The following is a 21916-nucleotide window of genomic DNA, read 5'->3' on the forward strand; positions in this document are numbered from 1 at the left end:
CTTGCCGCCGGTCTCCCCGACGATCCGCGGATAGCCCCGGTAGCGGTCGATGTTGGCCCCCACCGTGCGCCACAGCTGCTGGAACACCGCGGTCGAGCCGGTGAAGTGGATGCCGGCCAGGTCCGGGTCGGCCAGCGCCACCTCCGAGACGGGGATCCCGTCGCCGGTGACCATGTTGATCACGCCCGGGGGCAGGCCGGCGGCCTCCAGCAGCCGCATCAGGTGGTGCGCGGCGAACTGCTGGGTGGGGGCGGGCTTCCAGACCACGGTGTTGCCCATCAGCGCCGGCGCGGTGGGCAGGTTGCCGGCGATCGCGGTGAAGTTGAACGGGGTGACCGCGTAGACGAACCCCTCCAGCGGGCGGTGGTCGGTCCGGTTCCACACCCCGGGTGAGGACTCGGGCTGCTCGGCCAGGATCTGCCGGGCGAAGGACACGTTGAACCGCCAGAAGTCGATCAGCTCGCAGGCGGCGTCGATCTCGGCCTGGACCGCGGTCTTGCTCTGCCCGAGCATGGTGGCGGCGTTCAGCGTCTGCCGCCACGGCCCGGCCAGCAGGTCCGCGGCGCGCAGGAACACCGCCGCGCGGTCGTCGAAGGACAGCTCGGCCCACGCCGGCGCCGCCTGCTTCGCGGCGCGCACGGCCTGCTCGGCGTCGGCGTGCGTCGCGTGCGCCGACGTGCCCAGCACGGCGGTGTGCCGGTGCGGCTGGACCACCTCGAACTTCTCCCCGGCGGCCATCCGCTGCACGCCGTCGATCGTGGCGGTCAGCTCGATCTGCTCACCGGCCAGCTGCGGCAACCGCGCCTGCAGGGCGGCGCGCTCCGGCGAACCGGGCGCGTAGGTCAGCACCGGCTCGTTGAGCGGCGCGGGAACACGGGTGACGGCGTCCATGACAGGACCCCTCTCAGGAGGTGGTGACGAGGGAGAGCAGGAAGAAGCGCAGGGCGGCGAGCTGCCGCCGGTGTCGGTCAGATGGAGAGTGCGAGCCGGCGGGCATCGAGGACAGCAGCGTGGATGTTGCGGCTGGCGACGGCATCGCCGAGCCGGAACAGCTGGTAGCGCCCGGCGGGGTCGGACGTCTCGGGTTGCGGTGCGGCGTGGACGAAGGCGTCGAGGTCGATCTCGCCGCCGTTGGACGAACCGTCCCGGAGCTCGAGGTACACCTCGTCGTTGGGCACGGTCCCGTGCTCGACGACGACCTGGTCGACGACCCGCTCGACCGTGTCCCCGGTGTACTCGTTCCGGAGCACCGCGACCAGCCCGTCGGGGCCACGGCGGACGTCCTGGAGTCGGTGGTCGGGAGTGAGGCGGACACCGGCACGGTAGAAGGCCTCCAGGTACGCCGGGTACAGGGTGCCGATCACCTCCTGGCCCACCAGCCGATCCGGGGTGACGAGCTCCACCTCCGCCCCGGTGGCGGCGAGGCGCTCGGTGACGCCGAGCGCGTGGTCGGTGCCGTGGTCGTCGAACACGAGCGCGCGCCGCCCGGGACGCACGTCGCCGGACAGGACGTCCCAGGTGGAGACGACGAGGTCCTCGCGCAGGGGTGCCGGGATCGCGGGCACGCCACCCGTGGCGACGAAGACGACGTCCGGGTCGAGCGAGAGGACGTCGGCCGCCTCGGCGTAGGTGTTGACCCGGACGGTCACCCCCAGCTTGCGGACCTCGGCCTCCAGCCACTGCACGATGCTCAGCAGCTCCATCTGCCGCTCAGAGGCCCGGGCGGCCAGTCTGATCTGGCCGCCGACCTCGCTCGCGGCCTCGAGCAGCGTCACGGAGTGGCCCGCCTCGGCACTGACCCGGGCTGCCTCCAGGCCTCCGGGGCCGCCGCCGACGACCACGACCCGTTTGCGCCGGGGTGCGGCCGGCGCGATGTGGGGGATGAGCTCCTCCCGGCCGGTGGCGGGGTTGTGCAGGCAGAGTGCGTCCAGGCCGACGTAGATCCGGTTGAGGCAGTACGACGCACCGACGCAGGGACGGATGCGGTCCTCATCGCCGGCCTCGAGCTTGCGCACGATGTGCGGATCGGCCATGTGCGCGCGCACCATGCCGACGAGGTCGACGTACCCCTCGCGCAGCGCATGACGGGCGGTGGGCAGGTCGGTGATCCGACCGGCGTGCATCAGCGGGAGATCCACCTTCTCCTTGAACGCGCCGACCATGGGCAGGTAGCCGCCGAGCGGAGTGCCGAGCGGCTGGACCTGCCGGGCGAGCTCCGCATCGGTCGACGCGGCGCCGACGGCGAGGGAGATGAAGTCGACGAGGCCGGAGGCCGCCAGGCGTTGACCGAACGCGATGGCGTCGTCGTGCGTGAGGCCACCGGCCGCGTTCTCGGCAGCGCTCATCCGCACGCCGACGATGAAGTCGTCGCCCACCGCGCCGCGGACGCGCTCGAGCACCTCGAAGGCGAACCGGAGCCGGTTGTCGAAACTGCCGCCGTAGCGGTCGGTGCGCTGGTTCATCCGTGGCGACAGGAACTGGTCGATGAGGTGACCGGCGTAGGCGCTGATCTCCACGCCGTCCAGGCCACCGTCCTTGCACCGGCGTGCCGCCTCGCCGAAGCCGCTGACGATCCGTCGGATGTCGAAGTCCTCGACCGCCTTGGGGAAGCTGCGGTGTGCGGGCTCGCGCAGGGGCGACGACGAGACCGTGGGCAGCCAGTCGGCCTGGTCCCACCCGGCACGCCGCCCCATGTGGGTGATCTGGCTCATGACCGCGGCACCATGACCGTGCACGCGGTCGGCGAGCGCCTGCAAGTGCGGGATGACGGCGTCGTCGCCGAGGTAGATCTGGCCGAACGTGGACGGCGAGTCGATCGCGACGTTGGCCGATCCGCCGATCATGGTCAGCGCGATGCCGCCCTTGGCCTTCTCCTCGTGGTAGAGCTGGTACCGCGTCTTCGGCAGGCCGTCCTCCGCGTACGCCGGCTCGTGGCTGGTGCTGACGACGCGGTTGCGCAGCCGCAGGTGCTTGAGCTGGAAGGGCTCCAGCAGGGGATCGGTCACCATGTCGCACCTTCACGTCGGTTCGGCGAGGCATCGAGGGCCAGGACGGCCCGACCTGTGGTCGGGATCTCCACTCGAGCGGCTTGGTCCAGCAGTCGGTAGTGAGGCAGCGCCCGCCCGGGAGCGGGACGTTTCCATGGCTCCACCACCGCCGCCTACCTCCACCCGTATGACGGGACACCCGTCAGGTTCGACACTTGTCGATCGCGGCCCGGGGCTCGTGGACCCCGGGTCACATGGGCCCCAGAAGTGACCGACGCAGGTACGAGCGGGCGGACGCCTGTTCCGGTCACGCGGGGCGGCACGCCCTTCCCGCGCCCTCCGGCCGTGAGGTCGCGGTCCTGTCCCGTCCGGTCGGTCGGCCGATCGCCGAGGTGGCGAAGGTAGGTAGGAAGGCCCTCTCCGGGCCCGGTGGTCGAGCGACGCCGGTCGCCTCGGGACGTCGCGCCCTCGCCGTCCGGTGGTCCCCGACCTCGGCGGCGCCGGCTCCCGGTGAGCGCACCACGTCGGGCGTTGCGCTCGTATCGCCTTTCGACGGCTGTCGAAGCAATGGGCAGAACTGTCCTACACGCAATGGTGCTGCGCGCACATCGCGGCTGCGTACGCTTCGCCGAACATGATCCAGTTCACATCTGAGATGCATGTGGACGCGGGCTCGGGGGCTCATTTCGGTGCATCTGCGCCGAATCGGTCCGGCGATGGGAGAGATCGATGCTGAGAATTCTGCAGCTGGCGACCGCGCAATGAGCACCATTGTGAGCAGTCCGTCGCAGCCGGCGGAGGCAAAGGACGACGTCCGCGTCGCCCACCGCCAGCACCCGGGCTGGTGGGTCCTCGTCGTCTTCGTCGGTCTGTGCCTGGCCGGCCTCGTCAAGACGCTCGTCACCAACCCCAATCTCCAGTGGGACGTGGTGGCCGACTACTTCTTCAGTACGCGGGTCCTCCGCGGTCTTCTCGTCACTCTCGAGTTGACCGTCCTGGCGATGTTCTTCGGCATTCTGCTGGGGATCCTGACCGCGGTCATGCGGCTGTCGCCGATCCGGATCCTGTCCTCGGTCGCGTGGGCGTACACCTGGTTCTTCCGGGGGACGCCGCTGCTGGTCCAGATCATCTTCTGGTACAACCTTGCGGCTCTCTTCCCGACCATCGACCTGGGCATCCCGCTGATCGGGCCGACGTTGTGGTCCGGTGACGCCAACGTCGTGATCACGCCGTTCGTCGCCGCGTTGCTGGGACTGGCCCTCAACGAGGGCGCGTACATGTCCGAGATCGTCCGGGGCGGCATCGTCTCGGTCGACCAGGGGCAACACGAAGCGGCCGTGGCCCTGGGCATGCGCAGCTCCCGCGTGATGCGGCGGATCGTCCTGCCGCAGGCGATGCGGGTGATCGTGCCGCCCACGGGCAACCAGGTGATCGGCATGCTGAAGTCGACCGCCCTGGTGAGCGTCACGTCGACGGCCGAGCTGCTCTACACGACCCAGCAGATCTACAACCAGACCTTCCAGACCATCCCGCTGCTGATCGTCGCCAGCATCTGGTACCTCATCGTGACCAGTGTCCTCAGCGTCATCCAGTACTACATCGAGCGGCGCTACGCCCGCGGCGGACGCCGGGAGCTCCCGCTCACCCCGTGGCAGAAACTCCAGCGCGCCGTCGCCGACGTCCGCGGACGCGTCCAGACCTCGACTGCCGGGAGCGCATGATGGCCGCCGCAGTTCCCACGTCAGCCGACACCCCACTCGCCGAGCGCGAGGTCGTGCTCCGGGCCACCGGCATCCGCAAGCGCTTCGGCCTCGTGGAGGTGCTCAAGGGTGTGGATCTCACCGTTCTCCGCGGCGAGGTCATGTGCATCATCGGCCCCTCCGGCTCGGGGAAGAGCACCTTGCTGCGCAGCCTCAACCACCTGGAGGAGATCGACGGGGGGCGGGTCGAGCTCGACGGCGAGCTCGTCGGCTACCGGCAGCGCGGCCACCGGTACGTGACCATCCCCGAGAAGCAGCTCGCGGCGCAGCGAGCGCGCATCGGCATGGTGTTCCAGTCGTTCAACCTGTTCCCGCACATGACGGTGCTGCAGAACGTCATCGAGGCGCCGGTCGGAGTGCTCAAGCAGCCGGCGGCGGAAGCGAAGGCCACCGCGATGCAGCTGCTGGAACGCGTCGGGCTGACTGCCAAGGCGAACAACTACCCGCGCCAGCTGTCCGGGGGCCAGCAGCAGCGGGTCGCCATCGCCCGTGCGCTCGCGATGAAGCCCCGGCTCATGCTCTTCGACGAGCCCACGTCCGCCCTCGACCCGGAGCTCGTCGGTGAGGTCCTCGAGGTGATGAAGGCCCTGGCTCGCGACGGCCTGACCATGGTCGTCGTGACCCACGAGATGGGTTTCGCCCGCGAGGTCGCCGACTCGTTGCTCTTCATGGACGGCGGCGTCGTCGTCGAACGCGGTCACCCCCGGGACGTGCTGCTCAACCCCCAGATGCCCCGGACGAAGGACTTCCTGTCCCGAGTTCTCTGAGCCGGTCTCCCCGCCCGGTCCAGCAGTCCCGGCCCATCGACCTGTCCGCCACACGAGCGCGGACCACTACAGGAGGTACACGCATGTCTCGATCCAAGGCGGTCCGGCGGTCGGTCGCCCCCCTGGCGGTCGCCACCGTCGTCGGCTCACTCGGGCTCGCCGGATGCGGCGACCCCGCCGCCAGTGGTGAGGGCGGCGGCGAGGCGGCGTCCGAGGGGTCGATGGTCACCACGACGTGGGACCTGGAGCCGGTCGACTCCGTCGTGGCGCTGGTGCCGGAAGAGTTCAAGGACCAGCCCATCACGAACGGCATCTACAACACGTTCCCGCCTCAGGAGTTCCTGGAGGGGGACACCCTCGTGGGCATCCAGCCCGACATCGCCCTGGCGCTGAGCGAGGTGATGGGTGTCGAGCTCGACAACGTGCCCGTCGGCAGCTTCGACTCCCTCATCCCGGGAGTGGTCAGCGGCCGGTACGACATGTCGAGTGCCGACTTCGGTGTCACCCAGGACCGACTCCAGCAGGTGGACTTCGTGACGGAGTTCCGCATCGGCACCGCCTTCGCCGTCAAGGAGGGCAGCGGCATCACGATCGGCCAGGCCACGGACTTGTGCGGCCACTCGGTCGGGGTCCAGGCCGGCTCCTACTTCATCGACCAGATCAACGGAGCGAACGAGGAGTGCGCCGCGGCGGGCCTCGAGGCGATCCAGCTGCAGACCTATCCCGACGACGGTGCGCGGAACCTCGCGGTCAGCAACGGGCGGATCGAGGTCACGGCGACCACCGAGGACGCCCTCGCGTACTCCATCGACAGCCAGAGCCTCCCGCTCGAGCTGCAGGAGTTCGTGTACGAGCCGGTCGAGCAGGCGATCGTGATCCCCGACGGCAGTGCGCTCGGCCCGGCCGTGGCGGCTGCGATGAAGGAGATCGTCGCCAACGGTACGTACGCCGAGATCCTGGAGAAGTGGGGAGTGGAGGGCATCGCGTACGCCTCGCCGGACGAGGTGCAACTGCTCACCGAGCCGACGCAGGCTCCGTGAGCGGGCCCAGCAGCGAAGACCCACCAGGAGAGGGGAGCGGGACCATCAACGCGCACTCGGAGCCGACCAGCCCGGTGGAGGCCGCGGGGCAGCGGTACGACGTCGTCGTGATCGGCGGGGGAGTGATGGGCAGTGCCACGGCCTGGCACCTGCTGACCCAGGCGCCCGGCCTGTCCGTCGCCGTCATCGAACCCGATCCCGGCTACTCCGGAGCGGCGTCCTCCTTCGCGAGCGGTGGGGTACGGCAGCTGTTCTCCCGTCCCGAGAACGTGCTGATGTCCCGGTACACCCACGAGGTCATCGACGGCTGGGCCGACTGGGCGCCGCCGTCGGGGACGGCCGAACCCCACGAGGTCCCGGATCTGGGCTGGCGGCCCAACGGCTACCTCTTCATCACCGACAACGACCTGTCCTCCCGGCTCCGGGCCGACTTCGAGCAGCAGGTCTCCCTGGGGGTGGAGGCCGTCTGGCTGGAGCCGGACGAGGTCGGGGAGCGCTATCCGCTGATCGCCACCCAGGACCTCGGCCCTGCGGTGCTGTCGCCGCGCGACGGGTGGCTGGACCCGACCGCCTTCCTCCGCGGCATGGAACGGCGCAGCCGGCGTCTGGGAGCCGTGTTCCTCCGGGACCGGGCGGTCGACTTCGACCGGACGGGGCGGCGGCTCACCGGCGTCCGGCTCGAGTCCGGGTCGACCGTCCACGCCGACTCCGTCGTGAACGTCGCCGGGGTGTGGGGTCCCGGGCTGTCGGCGAAGCTCGGACTGGAGCTCCCGGTCGAGCCGATGCGGCGCTTCGACCACTACGTGGAGACGACCACGTCCTTCGCCGGCTATCCGTTCATCAAGGACCCGCGGGGGCTGGCCGTCCGGCCCGAGGGGGCCGGCCTCACCGCGGCGCTGGTGGACTTCTCGACGCCGGGCGGCTGGGACCTCAGCATCGACAAGTCGTGGTTCGAGGACGTCGTCTGGCCGGCACTCGTCGAGCGGGTGCCGGCGGCCGACCAGCTGAAGCTGGTCTCCACCTGGTCGGGGCACTACGACCAGAACCGGCTCGACGGCAACATGATCCTCGACCGGTGGGACGAGCTCGACAACTACTACGTCGCGACCGGCTTCTCGGGGCACGGGCTCATGCACGCGCCGGCGGTCGGCCGCGCGCTGGCCGAGCTGATCCTGCACGGTTCGTTCCAGACCCTCGACCTGGGCCGGATGGGTCTCGGGCGCGTCCTGTCGGGCACGCCCTACCGGGAGCTGACCATCCGGTGACCGAGCCGGACGCTGCCGTCCGCCCCGTCGGCCCCGGGTGAACCCGGTGCGGATCGGGATCGTCATCCTGCCCGAGCGGAACTGGGCCGCCGACCGGGAGCGCTGGCAGCGCGCGGAGTCCTACGGCTTCGACCACGCGTGGATCTACGACCACCTGGCTTGGCGCAGCCTGGCCGACGGTCCCTGGCACGCGACGGTCCCGACCCTCACCGGCGCTGCCCTTGCCACCAGCCGGATCCGGCTGGGCACCCTGGTCACCACGCCCAACTTCCGTCATCCCGTACCGCTCGCGAAGGACCTGATGACCCTCGACGTCATGTCGGGAGGTCGGCTGACCGTCGCCATGGGCGCGGGCGCCCCCGGGTACGACGCCTCCGTCCTCGGCGGTGTGGCCATGTCCCCGCGGCAACGCCTCGACCGGTTCGTGGAGTTCCGCGGCCTCCTCGACCGGCTGCTGACCTCGCCGGTGACGGACTGGTCCGGCGACTGGTACACCGCGGTCGGCGCCCGGATGATCCCGGGCCCGGCGCAGGACCCGCGGCCCCCGTTCCTCGTGGCGGCCGACGGCCCCCGGGGAATGCGCTTCGCCGCGTCCGCGCCGGGAGGTCCCGGGGACGGGTGGGTGACCCTGGGGACGGCTGACACCTCCCTGCCCGACCCGGAGTGGTGGGCCGAGGTCGGCGCCACCGCACGACGGATGGACGACGTCCTCGCCGAGGCCCCGCAGCGCCCGCCCGGGTTCGTCAGGATGCTCTACATGGGATCTCGCACGGCCACCACCACCACGGTGGAGCACCTGCGCGACCACCTCGGCCGCGCCGCGGATCTGGGCTTCACCGACGTCGCCCTCACCTGGCCCCGTCCTGACCAGCCCTTCCGCGGCGACGAGTCACTCCTCGAGGAGATCGCGAGCGCGCTTCCCGAGCTCAAGCGCCTCGGCAGCTGAACATCGCGAACGGGCCTCCCCGGGTCGTCGTGGGAGGCCTGCTCGTGTCCTCCAGCCGTGCAGCCGTGCCCAGTCCGCGGTCTCCTCGGCCACTGAAGACTGTCAGCGGTGCGTCGTCGGGATCGGCGGATGCGAGCCGGACCGAGCCGCGGCTGGCCGGTCCGGACAGGTCGACCCAGAACTGGACGCCGGGCACCGGCACCAGGCGGCCGTTGCGCAGTCGGCGGGTCAGGGGCAGGAACTCGTTCTGCAGGTTGGGGGAGTCGACGTCGTCGCGGCCGCGGAGGAACGCGCCGGCCTCGAAGAAGTTCGTGGTGCTCAGCCCGCGGCGTCGCAACTGCATCCGGGGGTACGGGCGCGGACCCCGATGCCGTCGTAACTCACGTCCATGTGTACTTGGAGCGACGCGTGACGACAACTGTCGAAGCCGACCGGCCCCTGTCCCTACGCGACGTGAGTTGAATGTCCGTGGGACGGTGGATTCGTCATTTCTACGTAATCTCGATGTGTGCCTCCTTCCCGGTTCCCCACGCGTCGCCACGCCCGTCTGCCGGACCGGGCATGGCGAGCCCTCCGGGGCTCCGGTCCTCCTACGGCACCATTCGGCCTGCGCGCCCAGCCGGGCCGGGTGGACGATGTCACGGCCTACGCCGCCCTGGGCCTGGCCCTTCGCATCGGGGAGTCGTTGCTGGCCGTGGGGGCCTCCGCGGCCGACGTGACCGCCACGGTGCTGCGGGTGGCAGCGGCCTACGGCTTGACCAGCTGTCAGGTCGACGCGACGTTCACCTCACTGACGGTCAGCTTCGACCGGGACGATGCCGTGCCGCTCACCGCCATGCGCATCGTGAACATGCGGGGGATGGACTACAACCGGCTCCAGGGGGTCACCGACCTGGCGCGGGAGATCGTGGCCGACCGACTGGACATCGAGGAGGGACACCGCAGGCTGGATGAGGTCGTGTCCGCCCCCCACCCGTACCGTCGCCGCATCCACGCGCTGGGCTGGGCCGGTGTGGCGGGCGCCGTCGGCTTCCAGCTCGGCGGTGGGTGGCTGGTGGCCCTGGTCGCGGCGCTGACCACGGCCGCGATCGAGCAGATCATGCGGGTCCTCGGCCGACGTGGGGTCCCGGCGTTCTTCCAGCAGGCGGCCGGTGCCGCGGTGGCGACGGGAGTGGCCGTCCTGCTCGTCGTCTGGGACGTCGACGTCCGCAGCTCGCTGGTGGTCGCCGCGGGGATCGTGGTGCTCCTGGCCGGGCTGGCGCTCGTCAGCGCCACGGAGGACGCGATCAGCGGCTTCCCGGTCACTGCCGCCGGTCGGGCCTTCGAGATGATGACGCTGACGGCCGGCATCGTCGTCGGCATCGCCGGCGTGCTGGACCTGGCCCAGCGGGCACGACTGCTGTTGACGGTGGTGGACCCAGAGACGTCCAGCGTGCCGTTCGCCGTCGGACTGGCCGCGGCGGCCGCGATGGCGGGGTCCTGGGCGCTGGCTTCCTTCGCCCGCACGCGCGCCGTCGGCGTCGCCACCGTCGCCGGCGCGCTGGCGTGGACGACGTTCTCGGTCGCCGGGGCGCTCGGCGCGGGAACGGCGGTGGCGAGCGCGACGGCGGCCGTCGTCGTCGGGTTCTGCGGGGAGGCACTGACCGGACGGCTGCCCATCCCCCCACTGCTCGTGGCGGTCTGCGGGATCCTGCCGCTACTGCCCGGGCTGGCGATCTACCGGGGACTGTTCGGCATCGTCGTCGAGTCCGACCTGACGGGCGGCCTGGACGCCCTCGTGGGGGCCGCGGCCATCGGGCTCGGCCTGGCTGCCGGCGTGTCGTTGGGGAAGAGCCTCGGTCGGCCGCTGGGCGGTCGGCGCGACCGGTTCGACCGGCGGGTGCGCCGCCGCGCGACGAGCGAAGACTGACCTACGGACGCGTGTTCCCCGTACGACCGTGAGAATTCCTTTCACGTTCGGCTGCAACATCGTTTGCTTTTCTTTTGTGGTGATCGGCGCGAGAATTGCGGTGACGGCACCGCCGGAACCGTTCCTCGCTTCACTGGTGATCCGAACGTCCCCACACCACAAAGGAGAGTTCACGTGACCCATGCGCTCGACACGCGTCTTGCCAGCCGGCAGACGGCGTTCAGCGAGATCCCGCTCATCGACATCGGCCCACTGGTCGACGGGAGCGACCCGGACGGCGTCGCCCGGAAGATCGGTGAGGCCTGCGAGCAGGTCGGCTTCTTCTACGTCGAGAACCACGGTGTCCCGAAGGACCTCGTCGAGCGCATGTACGCGGCGACTCAGAAGTTTTTCGCCCTGCCCCTCGAGGTCAAGCAGCGGCTGCACGTCGCCAATTCCGGCGTCACGCTGCGCGGCTACATCCCGCCATACGGCGAGAACGCCGACCCGAAGAACAGTCGCGACCTCAAGGAGGTCTTTGACTTCGGCGTCGACCAGGAGGACGTGTCCCCGTTCTTCGGACCGAACCTGATGCCCGCGGAGCTCCCTGAGTTCAAGGAGATCTGCGAGGAGTACCACAGCGCGATGATGGCGCTGGCCCGCAAACTGGTCAGTTCCTTCGCCCTCAGCCTCGATCTCCCGGCGGACTACTTCGAGCGCCTGCAGCAGAACCCGATCACGATCCAGCGCCTTCTTCACTACCCGTCGCAGCAGGGGAACGTCTCCCAGGACGAGATCGGTATCGGCGCGCACACGGACTACGGATTCCTGACGATCCTCTCCCAGGACAGCGTCGGCGGTCTCCAGGTCCGCAACAAGGACGGCGAGTGGGTGAGCGCGCCGCCGGTCGAGGGCACCTTCATCATCAACATCGGTGACCTGGTTCAGGCCATGACGTGTGGTCGCTACTCGTCGACCGTGCACCGGGTCATCAACACCAGCGGGGTCGCCCGGTACTCGATCCCGTTCTTCATCGACCTGGACTTCGATGCGGTCCCGGAGCCGCTGCCCACCTGCGCGACCGCGGAGGACCTGGCCGCCTTCACGCCCTTCACGTGCGGCGAGTACAAGTACCGACGCTTCGTAGACGTCTACCCACACCTGAAGGGCGCCGGCACGGGGGCCGCTTCCGCGTCCTGACGTACGACCCGATCGATCAGCGGTGTGCGGAGGCAGCCCCGCGGGCTGCCTCCGCGCGCATGCTGCGCGGTCCCTCGCCGGGCTTTCGAGACTTGTCGAACGAGGCGGGCATTCTCTCCTCTCCGTCGTGGAGGCGGCCCGGGTCCGTCCCTCCCTACGGTTTCTGCATGGCAAGCGGCGCGGTCAGCAGGTCGACACATCTGCAGTCGTCCGGGATCGACGACCGTGATGGCGAGCGGAGGGACGGCCCGGGCTGCGGCCCCGACCGGTCCGACGACTGCGTCGGCGCCCTCTGAGCATGTCGATGATCGATGGCAAGCTCCGGGTGCTGCAGATGGTCGATCGCCACGGGAGCGTCACGGCTGCGGCGACCGCCATGAAGTACACGCCCTCGGCGGTCTCCTACCAGCTGCGCCAGCTGGCCGAGCAGCTCGGTGTGAAGCTCGTCGAACCCGCGGGCCGGGGCATCAAGCTGACGGCGGCGGCGCGTACGGTGCTGCGGCACACCGCCGTGATGCAGGCGCAGTGGGAGCAGGCGCGAAGTGAACTCGCGGCCACGAGTGAAGAGTCTTCGGGCCTCTTCACGCTGTGCGGCTTCTCGACGGCTGCGACGCATCTGTTGCCGTTGGCGGCGGCAACGTTGCACGATCGCCACCCGCGGCTGCGTGTCCGCGTGGTGGAGGCCGAGCCGGCCCGCTGCTTCGAGCTGCTCGAGGCGGAGGAAGCCGATCTGGCGTTGGTGATGGTGACCGCTGACTCGCCGTCGCTGAGCGATGGTCGCTTCGACCAGCAGTCGCTGCTGGACGACCCGCTGGACCTGGTGGTGCACGCGGAGCACCCGCTGGCCGCGCGCCCGACGGTCACGCTGGCGGACGCGGCTCGGGAGCCGTGGATCATCGGCACCCCGGGTGGGGCGTACCACCAGCTCACGGTCACCGCGTGTGTGGCCGCCGGGTTCGCCCCGGACATCGCCCACCAGGCGGATGAGTGGGAAACCGGCGCGGCGCTCGTGGCTCACCGGCTGGGGGTGATGCTGATACCGCGTCTCGGGCTCATCAACACGGAATGGCCCGTCACGCGTATCCGCCTCTCCGGCGAACCCGTGCCTGCCCGGCGGATCCTCGCGACCACTCGTAAGGGGGGTGCCGGGCACCCCCTCGTCGCGCAGACGCTCGACCTGATCCAGGTCGCCTCCTCGAGCCTGTTCTCGGGTGGCGTCCCCCGTGGGACACCGTCGGCGAGAGCCGAGTGACCGTGTGGTGGCGGGCGGCGGTCCTCGGTCGCGTCGGGTCGGCGTACATGGACGGTGGCGGTCACGTCCGGCGCGGGCCGAGCATGCCGGGAAGCATCCGACGGTAGGGCAAGACCTCCAACGGCGACCTCGGGACGTCTCTCGCGAGGTGGCCGTCGCCTCGGTGCCCACCCCGCACCCGGGCTCCCGGTCGGTCGGGGGAGTGCTGGCAGCTCTCGCGCTCTCGGCGGTGATCTGTCCGCCGGCCGACACCGCGTTCAGTCGCGGGCCGAGTTCGCTGGCGACCACGGCCTGTCGTGCGGGCCGGTCGCCGCACTCCGGGCCCTGGACGATGCCTCGAGATCCACCACGGGAGTCCCGGCGGCTGCTCGCACCACACGCGGATCCCGAACGACGGATGAGCTCGTTCCCCGTGCTCCACGATGACAGCCACACCGGCACCTGGGCGCGGACGGGCCGGTCCGGCGCAGCGATGAGGCGGACCACTGTCGCCTCATCGCTCAACTCGAACGGCGGGCTCTCACTTCTCGGGCGGCCGCTGGCCGGCCTTCTCCAGGCGGGCGTGGAGGTGGTCGGGAAGGACCACTCGTTCGACCGGGGAGTAGTACCTGCCGAAGTCGATGCCGTACCGGACGCGAAGCCGCTCGAGGTGGTCCTCGACGCGGTGGAGGTAGTCGGCAGCGAATGCCGCCGGGTCCAGCGCGATGAGGAACAGGCCGACGCGTGGCGGCTGCTCCCCGGACGCGAAGTCCGGCGCGTCCATGGAGAACGACGCCCCGGACAGGACGGACAGCAGCTCGATGACGAGGGCGATGTTGCTGCCCTTCACACCGCCGAACGGCAGCAGGGGCCCGAGCAACGCGGCCTTCGCGTCGGTCGTGGGGTTGCCGTGGGCATCCAGCGCCCACCCGGCCGGGATCGGCTCGCCCGCCGCGGCTGCATCCCGGATCCGCACCCACGCGACGGTGCTCGACGCCTGGTCGATGAGGCGCGGCGGCCGGCCCGGGAGGGCGAACGAGAACGGGTTCGTCCCGGTGACGGCATCTGGGGCGCCGTAAAGGGACATCAGTGGTGTGGAGTTGGCCCCCGCGAACGCCACGAGCCCTTCGGCCGCGAGGTCTGACGTGTAGTACCCGAGTTCGCCGACGGGGAAGGCATCGCTGATGCTGAGCACGGCGACCCCGCTGTCCCGAACCGCATCCAGCAACACCGGACGCGCGGTGCGGAAGGCCAGCTGGGCGATCCCGTCGTCCGCCGACACCGTGATGACCGACCGGCGGTCGTTGTGCACGACGGGTCGGGGAGTGCCGTTGAGCCGACCGCACTCGAGTGCGTCGAGATAGTCGAGCAGGTGCGCCACGCCCACGGCTGTGTTGCCGCGGCGTTCGGCAGCCAGTACCGCGTCCGTCAGCGCCGAAGCTGTGTGCTCGTCGCCGCCGGCGTGGGTGATGGCTGTCGAGCAGAGGGATGCGAGCCGATCCCAGCCGACCTGGATCACCTGTACCGCCTTCCTGGAACGCGATCTGTCCGGCGCAGCCGTGTGCGCCGCAGTTGCTCGGTCACTTCTCGTCCTGATCCGCCGGCGGTCTCGAGCGGTCCGGCACGTCGTGAGGGTGGGGGTCCGTGCGGTGGAGGCGTTCAGATGCGTCGGGATCCGCCACGGAAGGCGATCATCATCTGCCGGGACCGGGTCGGGTGGCCGCATGCACTCGTAGTCCGTGCGGCCACCCGTCCCGGCGTGCGTACTTCTCGTGTGCGGCGGCCGACGGCCGGTCAGTGCGAGTACACGGCAGCCGCCTCGGTGAGAGACATGCCCTTCGTCTCCGGAGCGAGCCACTGCGACAAGCCCGCGCCGGCGGCTGCGACGGCGGCAGCGATCAGCATGGTCGGCCCGGTCCCGAGCGACTCCATCGACACCGGCAGCAGGAACGTGCCCAGGGCGGCCCCGATCCGGCTGACCGCAGCCGCGAAGCCGGTGCCGACGCCGCGGATCTCGGTCGGGAAGACCTCACCCGGATAGACGCCCGTCAACGTGGTGTACCCCGCGTTGAGGAACGAGAAGACGAGGAACAGGGTCAGCACGATCGCCGCCGGCGCACCCGTCCACAGGCCGATGACGGCCAGGACGACGGCGCACGCCCATTGCGGCGGAATGGTCAGCACGCGGCGGCCGAGTTTGTCGATCAGCAGGACCGTGACCACGACTCCGGCAACGGCGAGCGCGGAGAGCCCGACCCCACCCGCGAGCCCACCGGACAGCCCGTACTGCTGCACCACGCTGTCGGCGAAGGTGGCGATCGCGAAGTACGGGGCGACGGCGCAGAACCAGAATCCCGAGGTGAAGGCCGTGGCCCGCCAGTGCTGCTTCGAGAACAGCATCCCGACGGTGCCCTTCTGGACGTCCTCGTGCGTGAGGTCGTCCAGGGTGTCGTCCGGCATGTACTTCTCGGCGAGGGCGCGGGCCTCGTCCCTGCGGCCCACGCTCCACAGCCAGCGGGGCGATTCCGGCAGTCCGAGCCGGCCGAGGAACAGGGCCGCCGCGAGGAACGTGCTCGTGCCCAGGATGAACTGCCAGCCGAGGTCGGTGTTCTCGATCAGCAGGTAGCCGATCAGGAACGCGATCATGAAGCCGGCGTACCAGGCGATCGTCATCCCACCGAGGAGTCGCCCCCGCAGATGGGTGGGCGAGAACTCGGCCAGCATGGGCCAGCCGACCCCGTACTCGATGCCGATCGCGATGCCCATCAGGAGTCGCACCAAGAGCAACAGCGTCGGTGATTCGATGAAGAACTGCAGACCCGACGCGACCGTGAAGAGCGCGATGTCGAACATGAACACCGGCTTGCGGCCCAGCTTGTCGGTGACCATGCCACCGATCGGCGCGCCGAAGAAGATGCCGACCAGCGCCGCCGCGGCGACCAGGCCCTCCATGAGCGACGAGAGCTGCAGGTCCTCGGCTATCGTCGCCGACACCGGTCCGACGATGCCGAGGATGTAGCCGTCCAGGAACATGCCGCCGATCAGGACGGTGATCATCCTGAACAAGAAGCGTCGTTTGTTGACCGCTGCGGCGCCGCCGCCCCGGCCCGAAGCGGTGTTCGCCAGATCTGACATCGGTCTCTCCTGTCGGTCGGGGTCGGTGGTGCGGGATGCGTTCCTCTTCGCGGTGTGGGGGTCGTCGGTGGAGCAGGGGCCGTCCGCGCCGGACACCCCTCGGTGTGCGAGATGGACGACGTCCGTGCAGCGCAGCTGCCGCGGGCACCGCGAGCGCGGCGGGCATGCCTCGACGCGGCCGACGTCACGTCGACCGGTGGTGCGTGCTGCCTCCGCGCCGGCGCCGTGATCCGGAGGCGCGGAGGACTCCGCTCGGCCTACTCGGCGGGCGGGTTCCCGGGGCCGGGACCGCCGGCCCAGACCATGAGGACGGGCTCGGAGCTCCGGTTGTGGATCCGGTGCGGCACGGCAGGGGGGAAGGTGATCGTGTCGCCCGCGGCGAGCTGGTACTCCTTCTCGCCGTCGTCGAGGACACCCTCGCCCGAGACGCAGTAGAAGACCTCCCACGCCCCCTCGTGACCCGGGTCCACGGCACCGGTGTCACCGGGGTTCACCAGCGAGCTGCCGAACCACACGTCGTCGTTGCGGAAGTACTCACGGCAGAGCTCGGGGCCCTCGTAGAAGACCTTTGCCTCGCTCTGTCGGATCACGATCGGGTCGGGCCTGGTCATCGTTGTCACTCCTTCGTCAGGGTCTGCATCGACTGATCGGGGGTGGGCGGCTGCCACCGCCTGCGTCGTCCGGCACCCGTCGTCGAGCGCGGACTGCGCTCGGCTAGCCGTCGAGTCGTGCGAGCGCGGCCTCGAGCTGCGCCACGCCCTCGGGCTCGAGTTCCTGGAGGGGCTCCCGGGGGGCGCCCACGGGGAAGCCGCGCAGGCGCAGGCCGGCCTTGACTGCCTGGCTGAACGGGACCGTGAGCAGCGCGTCGATGACGGGGAAGACCCGGCGCCACAGCTCGCGGGCTCCGGCGACGTCCCCGGCGCGCAGCGCGCGGGCCACGGCGACGATCTCGTCGGGGACCAGGTTCGCTGCGCCGACCATCACCCCGGTGGCGCCTTCGAGGAGGGCGCTGAAGCTGTAGCTGTCCCACCCCATGATCAGCTTGATGTCGTCGCGGTGGTGGTGGATGAGCCGGAGCGCCTGCTCGTAGTCCTTGCTGGAGTCCTTGACGTACTCCACGTTCGGCACGTCGCGTCCGAACGCGGCGAGGGTCTCGGCGTCGAGGTTGACCCCGGTCGTGAAGGGGTTGTTGTACAGCATGATCGGGGTGTCCACCGCCGACGCGACGTCCTGGATGTACCGGCTGACCTCCGCGAGCGTCAGCGGCTCGTAGTACGGGTTGGTCAGCATCAGGACGTCGGCGCCCGCCCGCTCGGCGGCCTGGGAGAGGTCGATCGCCTTCGAGGCGGTCATCCCGCCGGTCTGGCACACCACGGGCGCCCGCCCGGCGGTGTGGTCGATGACGATCTCGAACAGGCGCAGACGTTCCTCGTCGGTCAGGGTCGCGAACTCCCCGGTCCCGCCGCCGGCGACGAGGGCGTCGACTCCGGCGTCGAGCGAACGGTCGACCACCTTCCTGAGCAGGGACTCGTCGATCTTGCCGCTGTCGTCGAACGGTGTCGTGAGTGCGGTGAGGATGCCGCTGACTTCTCTCGCCATGACTCGTCCCTCTCGGCTCGTTGTCTGGTCGTGGAGGATGGGGGAGGTGGTCGCTGGTCTCAGGTGACGATCAGCTGCTGGCGCGTGGACAAGAGGCTGGCCGCCTCCTGCGCAGCGGTGAACCCGGAGCTGATGGCGGTCTCGGTGTAGAGCGTCCCGAGGTAGTCGCCCGCCAGGAACACCCGCTCCGACGGGCGGGTCAGGGTGGGTTGGATCTTGCTGCGGCCCGGGAAGGAGTACGGCGAACCGAACGGGAACTTCTCGACGCGCGCCTCCGCGACGATGTCGGCGAACCCGGGGAAGATGTCGTCGAGGTCCGTGATGTAGGTCTTGACGATCTCGTCGTCGTCGATGTCCCACAGGCGACGACCCAGACTGGCCGGCGAGAACGCCATGATGCTGCCGCCGGGCTGACGGGTGGTCTCCCGGCCGCGGACGACGCTCGCCTGGTTCAGCGCGACGCTGAACGACTTGTTGGCGGCGGCGATGCCGTACGTGTTGTCGTAGGGCATCGACGTCGTCTCGTTGGTCAGGAAGGCGCCGCTGACGTGCGGGCCGTAGACGATCTTCGACAAGGCCTCGCGGAGGTCCGCGGGCAGGTTCACGGCCATCCGGTGCGTGATCGGCGCAGGGGTGGCGAGGACGGCCGTCCGCGCTTTGATCTCCTGGGCGGCGCCGTCCTTCGTGAACCGGACGACGACGTGGTCCCTGTTCTGGACGACCTCGTGCACCTCGGCGCCGAGCTGGATTCGGTCCCGCATCGACTGCGCGATGCCCTCGGTGAGGGTGGAGGCCCCGCCGAGGATGTTGCGGCCGAGCCCCTGACCGATGTTCCAGATCAGGCTGAAGTAGCCGATGCCGGCGCCGGCGGAGAGCTGGTCGGGATCGGCCGCGGACCGCGTGACCGGCGGGAGGAAGAAGCTCGCCGCGTCGTCGGAGAGGTGGCCGATGTAGTCGGCGAACGTGCGTTCGTTGTCGAAGTCGTAGACCCGCTGCTGGCGCACCTCGCCGGTCTCCCCGGGCCGCTTGCGGACCGCGCGGGTGTAGCGGAGGACGTCGACCCCGACCCGGGCGCCCTTCCTCAGGATCTCCAGTCGAGACGACAACGGCATCGGGAAGCGGAAGGGGTAGAGCTGGACCGGGCCCGTGGAGAGGAACTTGCCGTTCATCGCCATGCCCTTGAGCGAGCCCGGGATGTTCATCGACCGCGTCCCGGTCTCCGCGAGCAGCTCCGTCGTGGAGCTGCCCTCACCGGCGAACATGTGGCCCCCCCAGTTCAGGACGTAGGGGCCGCGCTTCTCCGACTGGATCCGGCCTCCCACGCGGTGGTCGGCCTCCAGCACCTCGATGTCCCAGTGGCGGAGCCGCCAGGCCGCCGACAACCCCGCAAGGCCGCCGCCGACGATCACCACATCTCTCACGGGTCTTCCTCTCGATCAGAACCACTCGTTGACCGCACACGGCACGCACGACGCGACACACCGCGTGCGCGGCTGCTTGTTCGGCGGGGTGGAGCCGGGGTCGCCGGCCGTCAGCCGGCGGCAGGCTCCGCCGCGACGAGCAGGGGCTTCAGTGACTCCTGGAGCGCCATGAACCGGGCGAACAGCACGTCGTAGACCTTCGCGTTCTCGGCCCGCGGGTGGAACGAGCGGTCGTACTCGACCGCCGCGCGCGAGACGGCAACGGCGGACTCCCAGAGGCCGACGCCGACACCGGCGATGATGGCCGCGCCGCGGCACGCGGCGCTTCCCGATCCGTGCAGGGTGTGCACCGGGAGTTGGGTGGCGTCGGCCTTGATCTGGCACCAGGCGTCGCTCTTCGCGCCTCCGCTGAGGGAGATGATCTCGTTGACGTCGACGCCCAGCTGGGTCGTGGAGTCGATCATGCGCCGCAGCACCATGGTGACGCCTTCCATGATCCCTCGGGACAGGTGCTGCTTCGTGTGGGCGAGCGTCAGTCCGAAGATCACGCCGCGCGCGTACGGGTCGAGGTCGGGCGGGCCGGATCCCTGCAGGTGGGGCACGACGACGAGGCCGTCGCAGCCGGGCTCGACCTGCTCGACCTCCTTGTCGATGAGGGAGTAGGCGTTGATGCCGCAGAGCTCCTCGACCTGCGTCTCGGTCGCGCAGAACTGGTCGCGGTACCAGCGCATGACCATGCCGCCGGTGGAGAAGGTGTGCAGCATGTACTGACCGGGGATGGCCGCGGCGAAGCAGGGGACGCGGCCCGCCTCGTCGAGGGTCAACTGCTCGACGATGGTGACGCTCGTCAGGGCGGATCCGGTGCTCTCCGAGAAGATGCCGGGGATGGAGTTCCCGATCCCCAGCGCGCCGCAGGCCTGGTCGAGCGCCCCGACCGACACGGGACAACCGGGCGGGAGACCGAAACCGGTCGCGGCGGTGGCGCTCACCGACCCGACGATCTCGCCCTGAGCGGCGATCTCGGGGAGCTGATCCTCGGTGATCCCGAGGTGGTCCAGCATCTCCGGCCAGTACCGCCGCGTGTTGATGTTCCAGAGGATCGTCGAACAGAGCAGCGAGTCCTCGCTGACCAGCCGACCGGTGAGCCGGTACACGAGGTAGTCCTTGAGGAGCACGAACTTGGCCGTCCGGGAGAACACCTCGGGCTGGTTCCGCTTGATCCACAGGATCTTGGCCGCGGGCCAGATGGCGTCCATGGCGACCTGACCGGTGGTCGCGTGGATGAGGGGACGTCCGAAGTGCTGCTCGATGTCCTCCGCCTCGGCGGTCGCCCGGTTGTCCAGCCACACGATCGCCGGCCCGATCGGTTCATTGTCCGCGTCGAGGCAGAGCATCGTCTCGCCCTGCGCGGACAGCCCGAGGGCCTCGAGCTCCGCGACGGGGACCGAGACGTCCCTCAGTGCACTGCTGACGGCGAGGGAGAACGTCGTCGTGTAGGTGTCGGCGTCCAGCTCGACCCAGCCGGCGCGTGGGGTGCGCAGGGAGTACTCCTCGGAGTGGCTCCCGACCTCGACGCCCTTGGCGTCGAAGACGGCCGCCTTGATCGCGGTGGTGCCGACGTCCACACCGAGCACGTAGGAGCTCATCGGGGCCCTCCATCGACCGTGGCGTCGACGTCCACGACGCGCTCGAGGTTCTCGCGGAAGGACCCACCGGGCGCGAACGTGCCGTCGAACAGCGCGCCACCGATCGTGTAGCCGAACGGGCCGATCTCGTGCATCAGCTGGATGCGCTCCGCGGAGTTGATGCTGCCGGCGACGATCACCTTGTCCCCGCCGAACTCGTGCACGACCTGCTTGGCCAGCTGGATCGGGTCGCCGTCGGTGTACCGGTAGGCCACCAGGTCGACGCCGTCGGCGCCGAGGTCACGGAGCCGGTCGGCATCGGCCAGGACGTCCTCCGGAGCGCCGGTCAGCTCGATCGGGGAACCGCCGACCCGGCCACAGAACGGGAAGTACCTCATCCCCGCGCTGTGAGCCCGCTCCCTGACGGCCTGGGAGAACTCGCCTCCGGTGAGGTACTGGACGCCGCAGTGCGCGGCGAGGGCAGCGGCGTCGAGCAGCTCCTTCTCGTCGAAGCTCACGACCTCCAGGACCGGGGTCTTCGCAGCGCTCCGGAACTCCCCGACGAGCTGCTCCATCTCGCGAGTGGTCAGCCCCACGTCTTTGAAGCCCCAATACTGGATGGGGAGGTCTGCCGCCTGTCGGAAGCAGTCGATGGCGTCGGGGACAGTGACGTCATCGTGGGTGAGCATGACGATCAACTCCGGCCTCAATGGGGTTCACTCTCCGAGTTCGCGTAGGGGGGCGGCGGGGGTGCGACGGCTGCGGGGGAGAGGTCTGCGGGCTCCCGAGGGCGAGGCGCCGAACGGGGGCGAACAGGCCGCCGCCGGGGCCTCGTAGAAGACCCGGCGTGTGGCGCCGCGAGGGAGGGGTGCTGGGCAGCTCGCGGACTGAGTCGTCCTACCAGCTCTAAGTTGTCCTACAACTTGCTGTGATTCGTACCATAGGAGAGCGGCGTTGTCCCCGTCAACACCCACGGGCCCGTCTTTGCGTTGGCGGGTGGTCGGCCCTGTCGGCCGAGGCCGCTCAGGGGCGCGGGTGGCCCGCCGGACGGC

General features: G+C 70.1%; 18 protein-coding genes. 8 read left to right on the plus strand and 10 right to left on the minus strand.

Annotated features, from left to right (window positions below; translation table 11 throughout):
• A partial coding sequence (locus MY526_RS24275) for an aldehyde dehydrogenase family protein (RefSeq protein WP_436705242.1) occupies window positions 1-891 on the minus strand: 891 nt, incomplete at its 3' end.
• A 77-nt stretch (window positions 892-968) separates the two neighbouring features.
• A complete protein-coding gene (locus MY526_RS24280) occupies window positions 969-3008 on the minus strand; it encodes an FAD-dependent oxidoreductase (protein WP_436695352.1) in 2040 nt (679 codons plus the stop codon).
• 752 nt (window positions 3009-3760) lie between these two features.
• Here MY526_RS24280 and MY526_RS24285 point away from each other — a divergent pair.
• From MY526_RS24285 to MY526_RS24305, 5 genes are all read left to right on the plus strand, one after another.
• Complete coding sequence (locus MY526_RS24285) at window positions 3761-4708, plus strand: amino acid ABC transporter permease (protein WP_436695353.1); 948 nt, start codon at window positions 3761-3763, stop codon at window positions 4706-4708.
• The gene (locus MY526_RS24290; protein WP_436695354.1) at window positions 4708-5514 is read left to right on the plus strand and encodes an amino acid ABC transporter ATP-binding protein; all 807 of its coding nucleotides are present in this window, start codon (window positions 4708-4710) and stop codon (window positions 5512-5514) included. The genes MY526_RS24285 and MY526_RS24290 overlap by 1 nt, the downstream gene beginning before the upstream one ends.
• An 83-nt stretch (window positions 5515-5597) precedes the next feature.
• On the plus strand, window positions 5598-6554 hold the full coding sequence (locus MY526_RS24295) for an ABC transporter substrate-binding protein (RefSeq protein WP_436695355.1): 957 nt from the start codon (window positions 5598-5600) through the stop codon (window positions 6552-6554).
• On the plus strand, window positions 6551-7819 hold the full coding sequence (locus MY526_RS24300; protein WP_436705243.1) for an NAD(P)/FAD-dependent oxidoreductase: 1269 nt from the start codon (window positions 6551-6553) through the stop codon (window positions 7817-7819). Before MY526_RS24295 ends, MY526_RS24300 begins: the two co-directional genes overlap by 4 nt.
• Before the next feature lie 46 nt (window positions 7820-7865).
• Entirely contained in the window at window positions 7866-8765 is a 900-nt protein-coding gene (locus tag MY526_RS24305) for an LLM class flavin-dependent oxidoreductase (RefSeq protein WP_436695357.1), read from the plus strand.
• Here the strand turns inward: MY526_RS24305 and MY526_RS24310 are convergent.
• Window positions 8746-9108, minus strand: a complete 363-nt coding sequence (locus MY526_RS24310; protein ID WP_436705244.1) for a hypothetical protein — start codon at window positions 9106-9108, stop codon at window positions 8746-8748. The two genes, MY526_RS24305 and MY526_RS24310, sit on opposite strands and share 20 nt — an antisense overlap.
• A 285-nt stretch (window positions 9109-9393) precedes the next feature.
• On the opposite strand from MY526_RS24310, the gene MY526_RS24315 reads away from it, so the two are divergent.
• From MY526_RS24315 to MY526_RS24325, 3 genes are all read left to right on the plus strand, one after another.
• Window positions 9394-10674 carry a threonine/serine ThrE exporter family protein gene (locus MY526_RS24315; RefSeq protein WP_436695358.1) on the plus strand — a complete coding sequence of 427 codons (1281 nt, stop codon included), beginning with the start codon at window positions 9394-9396 and terminating at the stop codon, window positions 10672-10674.
• 174 nt (window positions 10675-10848) lie between these two features.
• The gene (locus MY526_RS24320) at window positions 10849-11853 is read left to right on the plus strand and encodes an isopenicillin N synthase family dioxygenase (protein ID WP_436695359.1); all 1005 of its coding nucleotides are present in this window, start codon (window positions 10849-10851) and stop codon (window positions 11851-11853) included.
• A gap of 298 nt (window positions 11854-12151) precedes the next feature.
• Window positions 12152-13105, plus strand: a complete 954-nt coding sequence (locus tag MY526_RS24325) for a LysR family transcriptional regulator (RefSeq protein ID WP_436705245.1) — start codon at window positions 12152-12154, stop codon at window positions 13103-13105.
• A 520-nt stretch (window positions 13106-13625) separates the two neighbouring features.
• Here the strand turns inward: MY526_RS24325 and MY526_RS24330 are convergent.
• The 7 genes from MY526_RS24330 to MY526_RS24360 form a co-directional block, all read right to left on the minus strand.
• Window positions 13626-14603 carry an Ldh family oxidoreductase gene (locus MY526_RS24330; protein ID WP_436695361.1) on the minus strand — a complete coding sequence of 326 codons (978 nt, stop codon included), beginning with the start codon at window positions 14601-14603 and terminating at the stop codon, window positions 13626-13628.
• Between the two features lie 275 nt (window positions 14604-14878).
• Complete coding sequence (locus MY526_RS24335; RefSeq protein WP_436695362.1) at window positions 14879-16315, minus strand: MFS transporter; 1437 nt, start codon at window positions 16313-16315, stop codon at window positions 14879-14881.
• Window positions 16316-16476: 161 nt separating this feature from the next.
• Window positions 16477-16830 carry a cupin domain-containing protein gene (locus MY526_RS24340; RefSeq protein WP_436695363.1) on the minus strand — a complete coding sequence of 118 codons (354 nt, stop codon included), beginning with the start codon at window positions 16828-16830 and terminating at the stop codon, window positions 16477-16479.
• Window positions 16831-16933: 103 nt separating this feature from the next.
• Window positions 16934-17818: a dihydrodipicolinate synthase family protein gene (locus MY526_RS24345; protein ID WP_436695364.1), complete on the minus strand. Its 885-nt coding sequence runs from the start codon at window positions 17816-17818 to the stop codon at window positions 16934-16936.
• 59 nt (window positions 17819-17877) lie between these two features.
• Complete coding sequence (locus tag MY526_RS24350; RefSeq protein WP_436695365.1) at window positions 17878-19239, minus strand: protoporphyrinogen/coproporphyrinogen oxidase; 1362 nt, start codon at window positions 19237-19239, stop codon at window positions 17878-17880.
• Window positions 19240-19349: 110 nt separating this feature from the next.
• Window positions 19350-20885, minus strand: coding sequence for a xylulokinase (locus MY526_RS24355; protein ID WP_436695366.1), 1536 nt, complete (start codon window positions 20883-20885; stop codon window positions 19350-19352).
• Complete coding sequence (locus tag MY526_RS24360) at window positions 20882-21553, minus strand: hypothetical protein (protein WP_436705246.1); 672 nt, start codon at window positions 21551-21553, stop codon at window positions 20882-20884. The genes MY526_RS24355 and MY526_RS24360 overlap by 4 nt, the downstream gene beginning before the upstream one ends.
• Window positions 21554-21916 lie beyond the last annotated feature (363 nt).

It is taken from the genome of Geodermatophilus sp. CPCC 205761 (assembly GCF_051383655.1).
GTDB lineage: Bacteria > Actinomycetota > Actinomycetes > Mycobacteriales > Geodermatophilaceae > Geodermatophilus.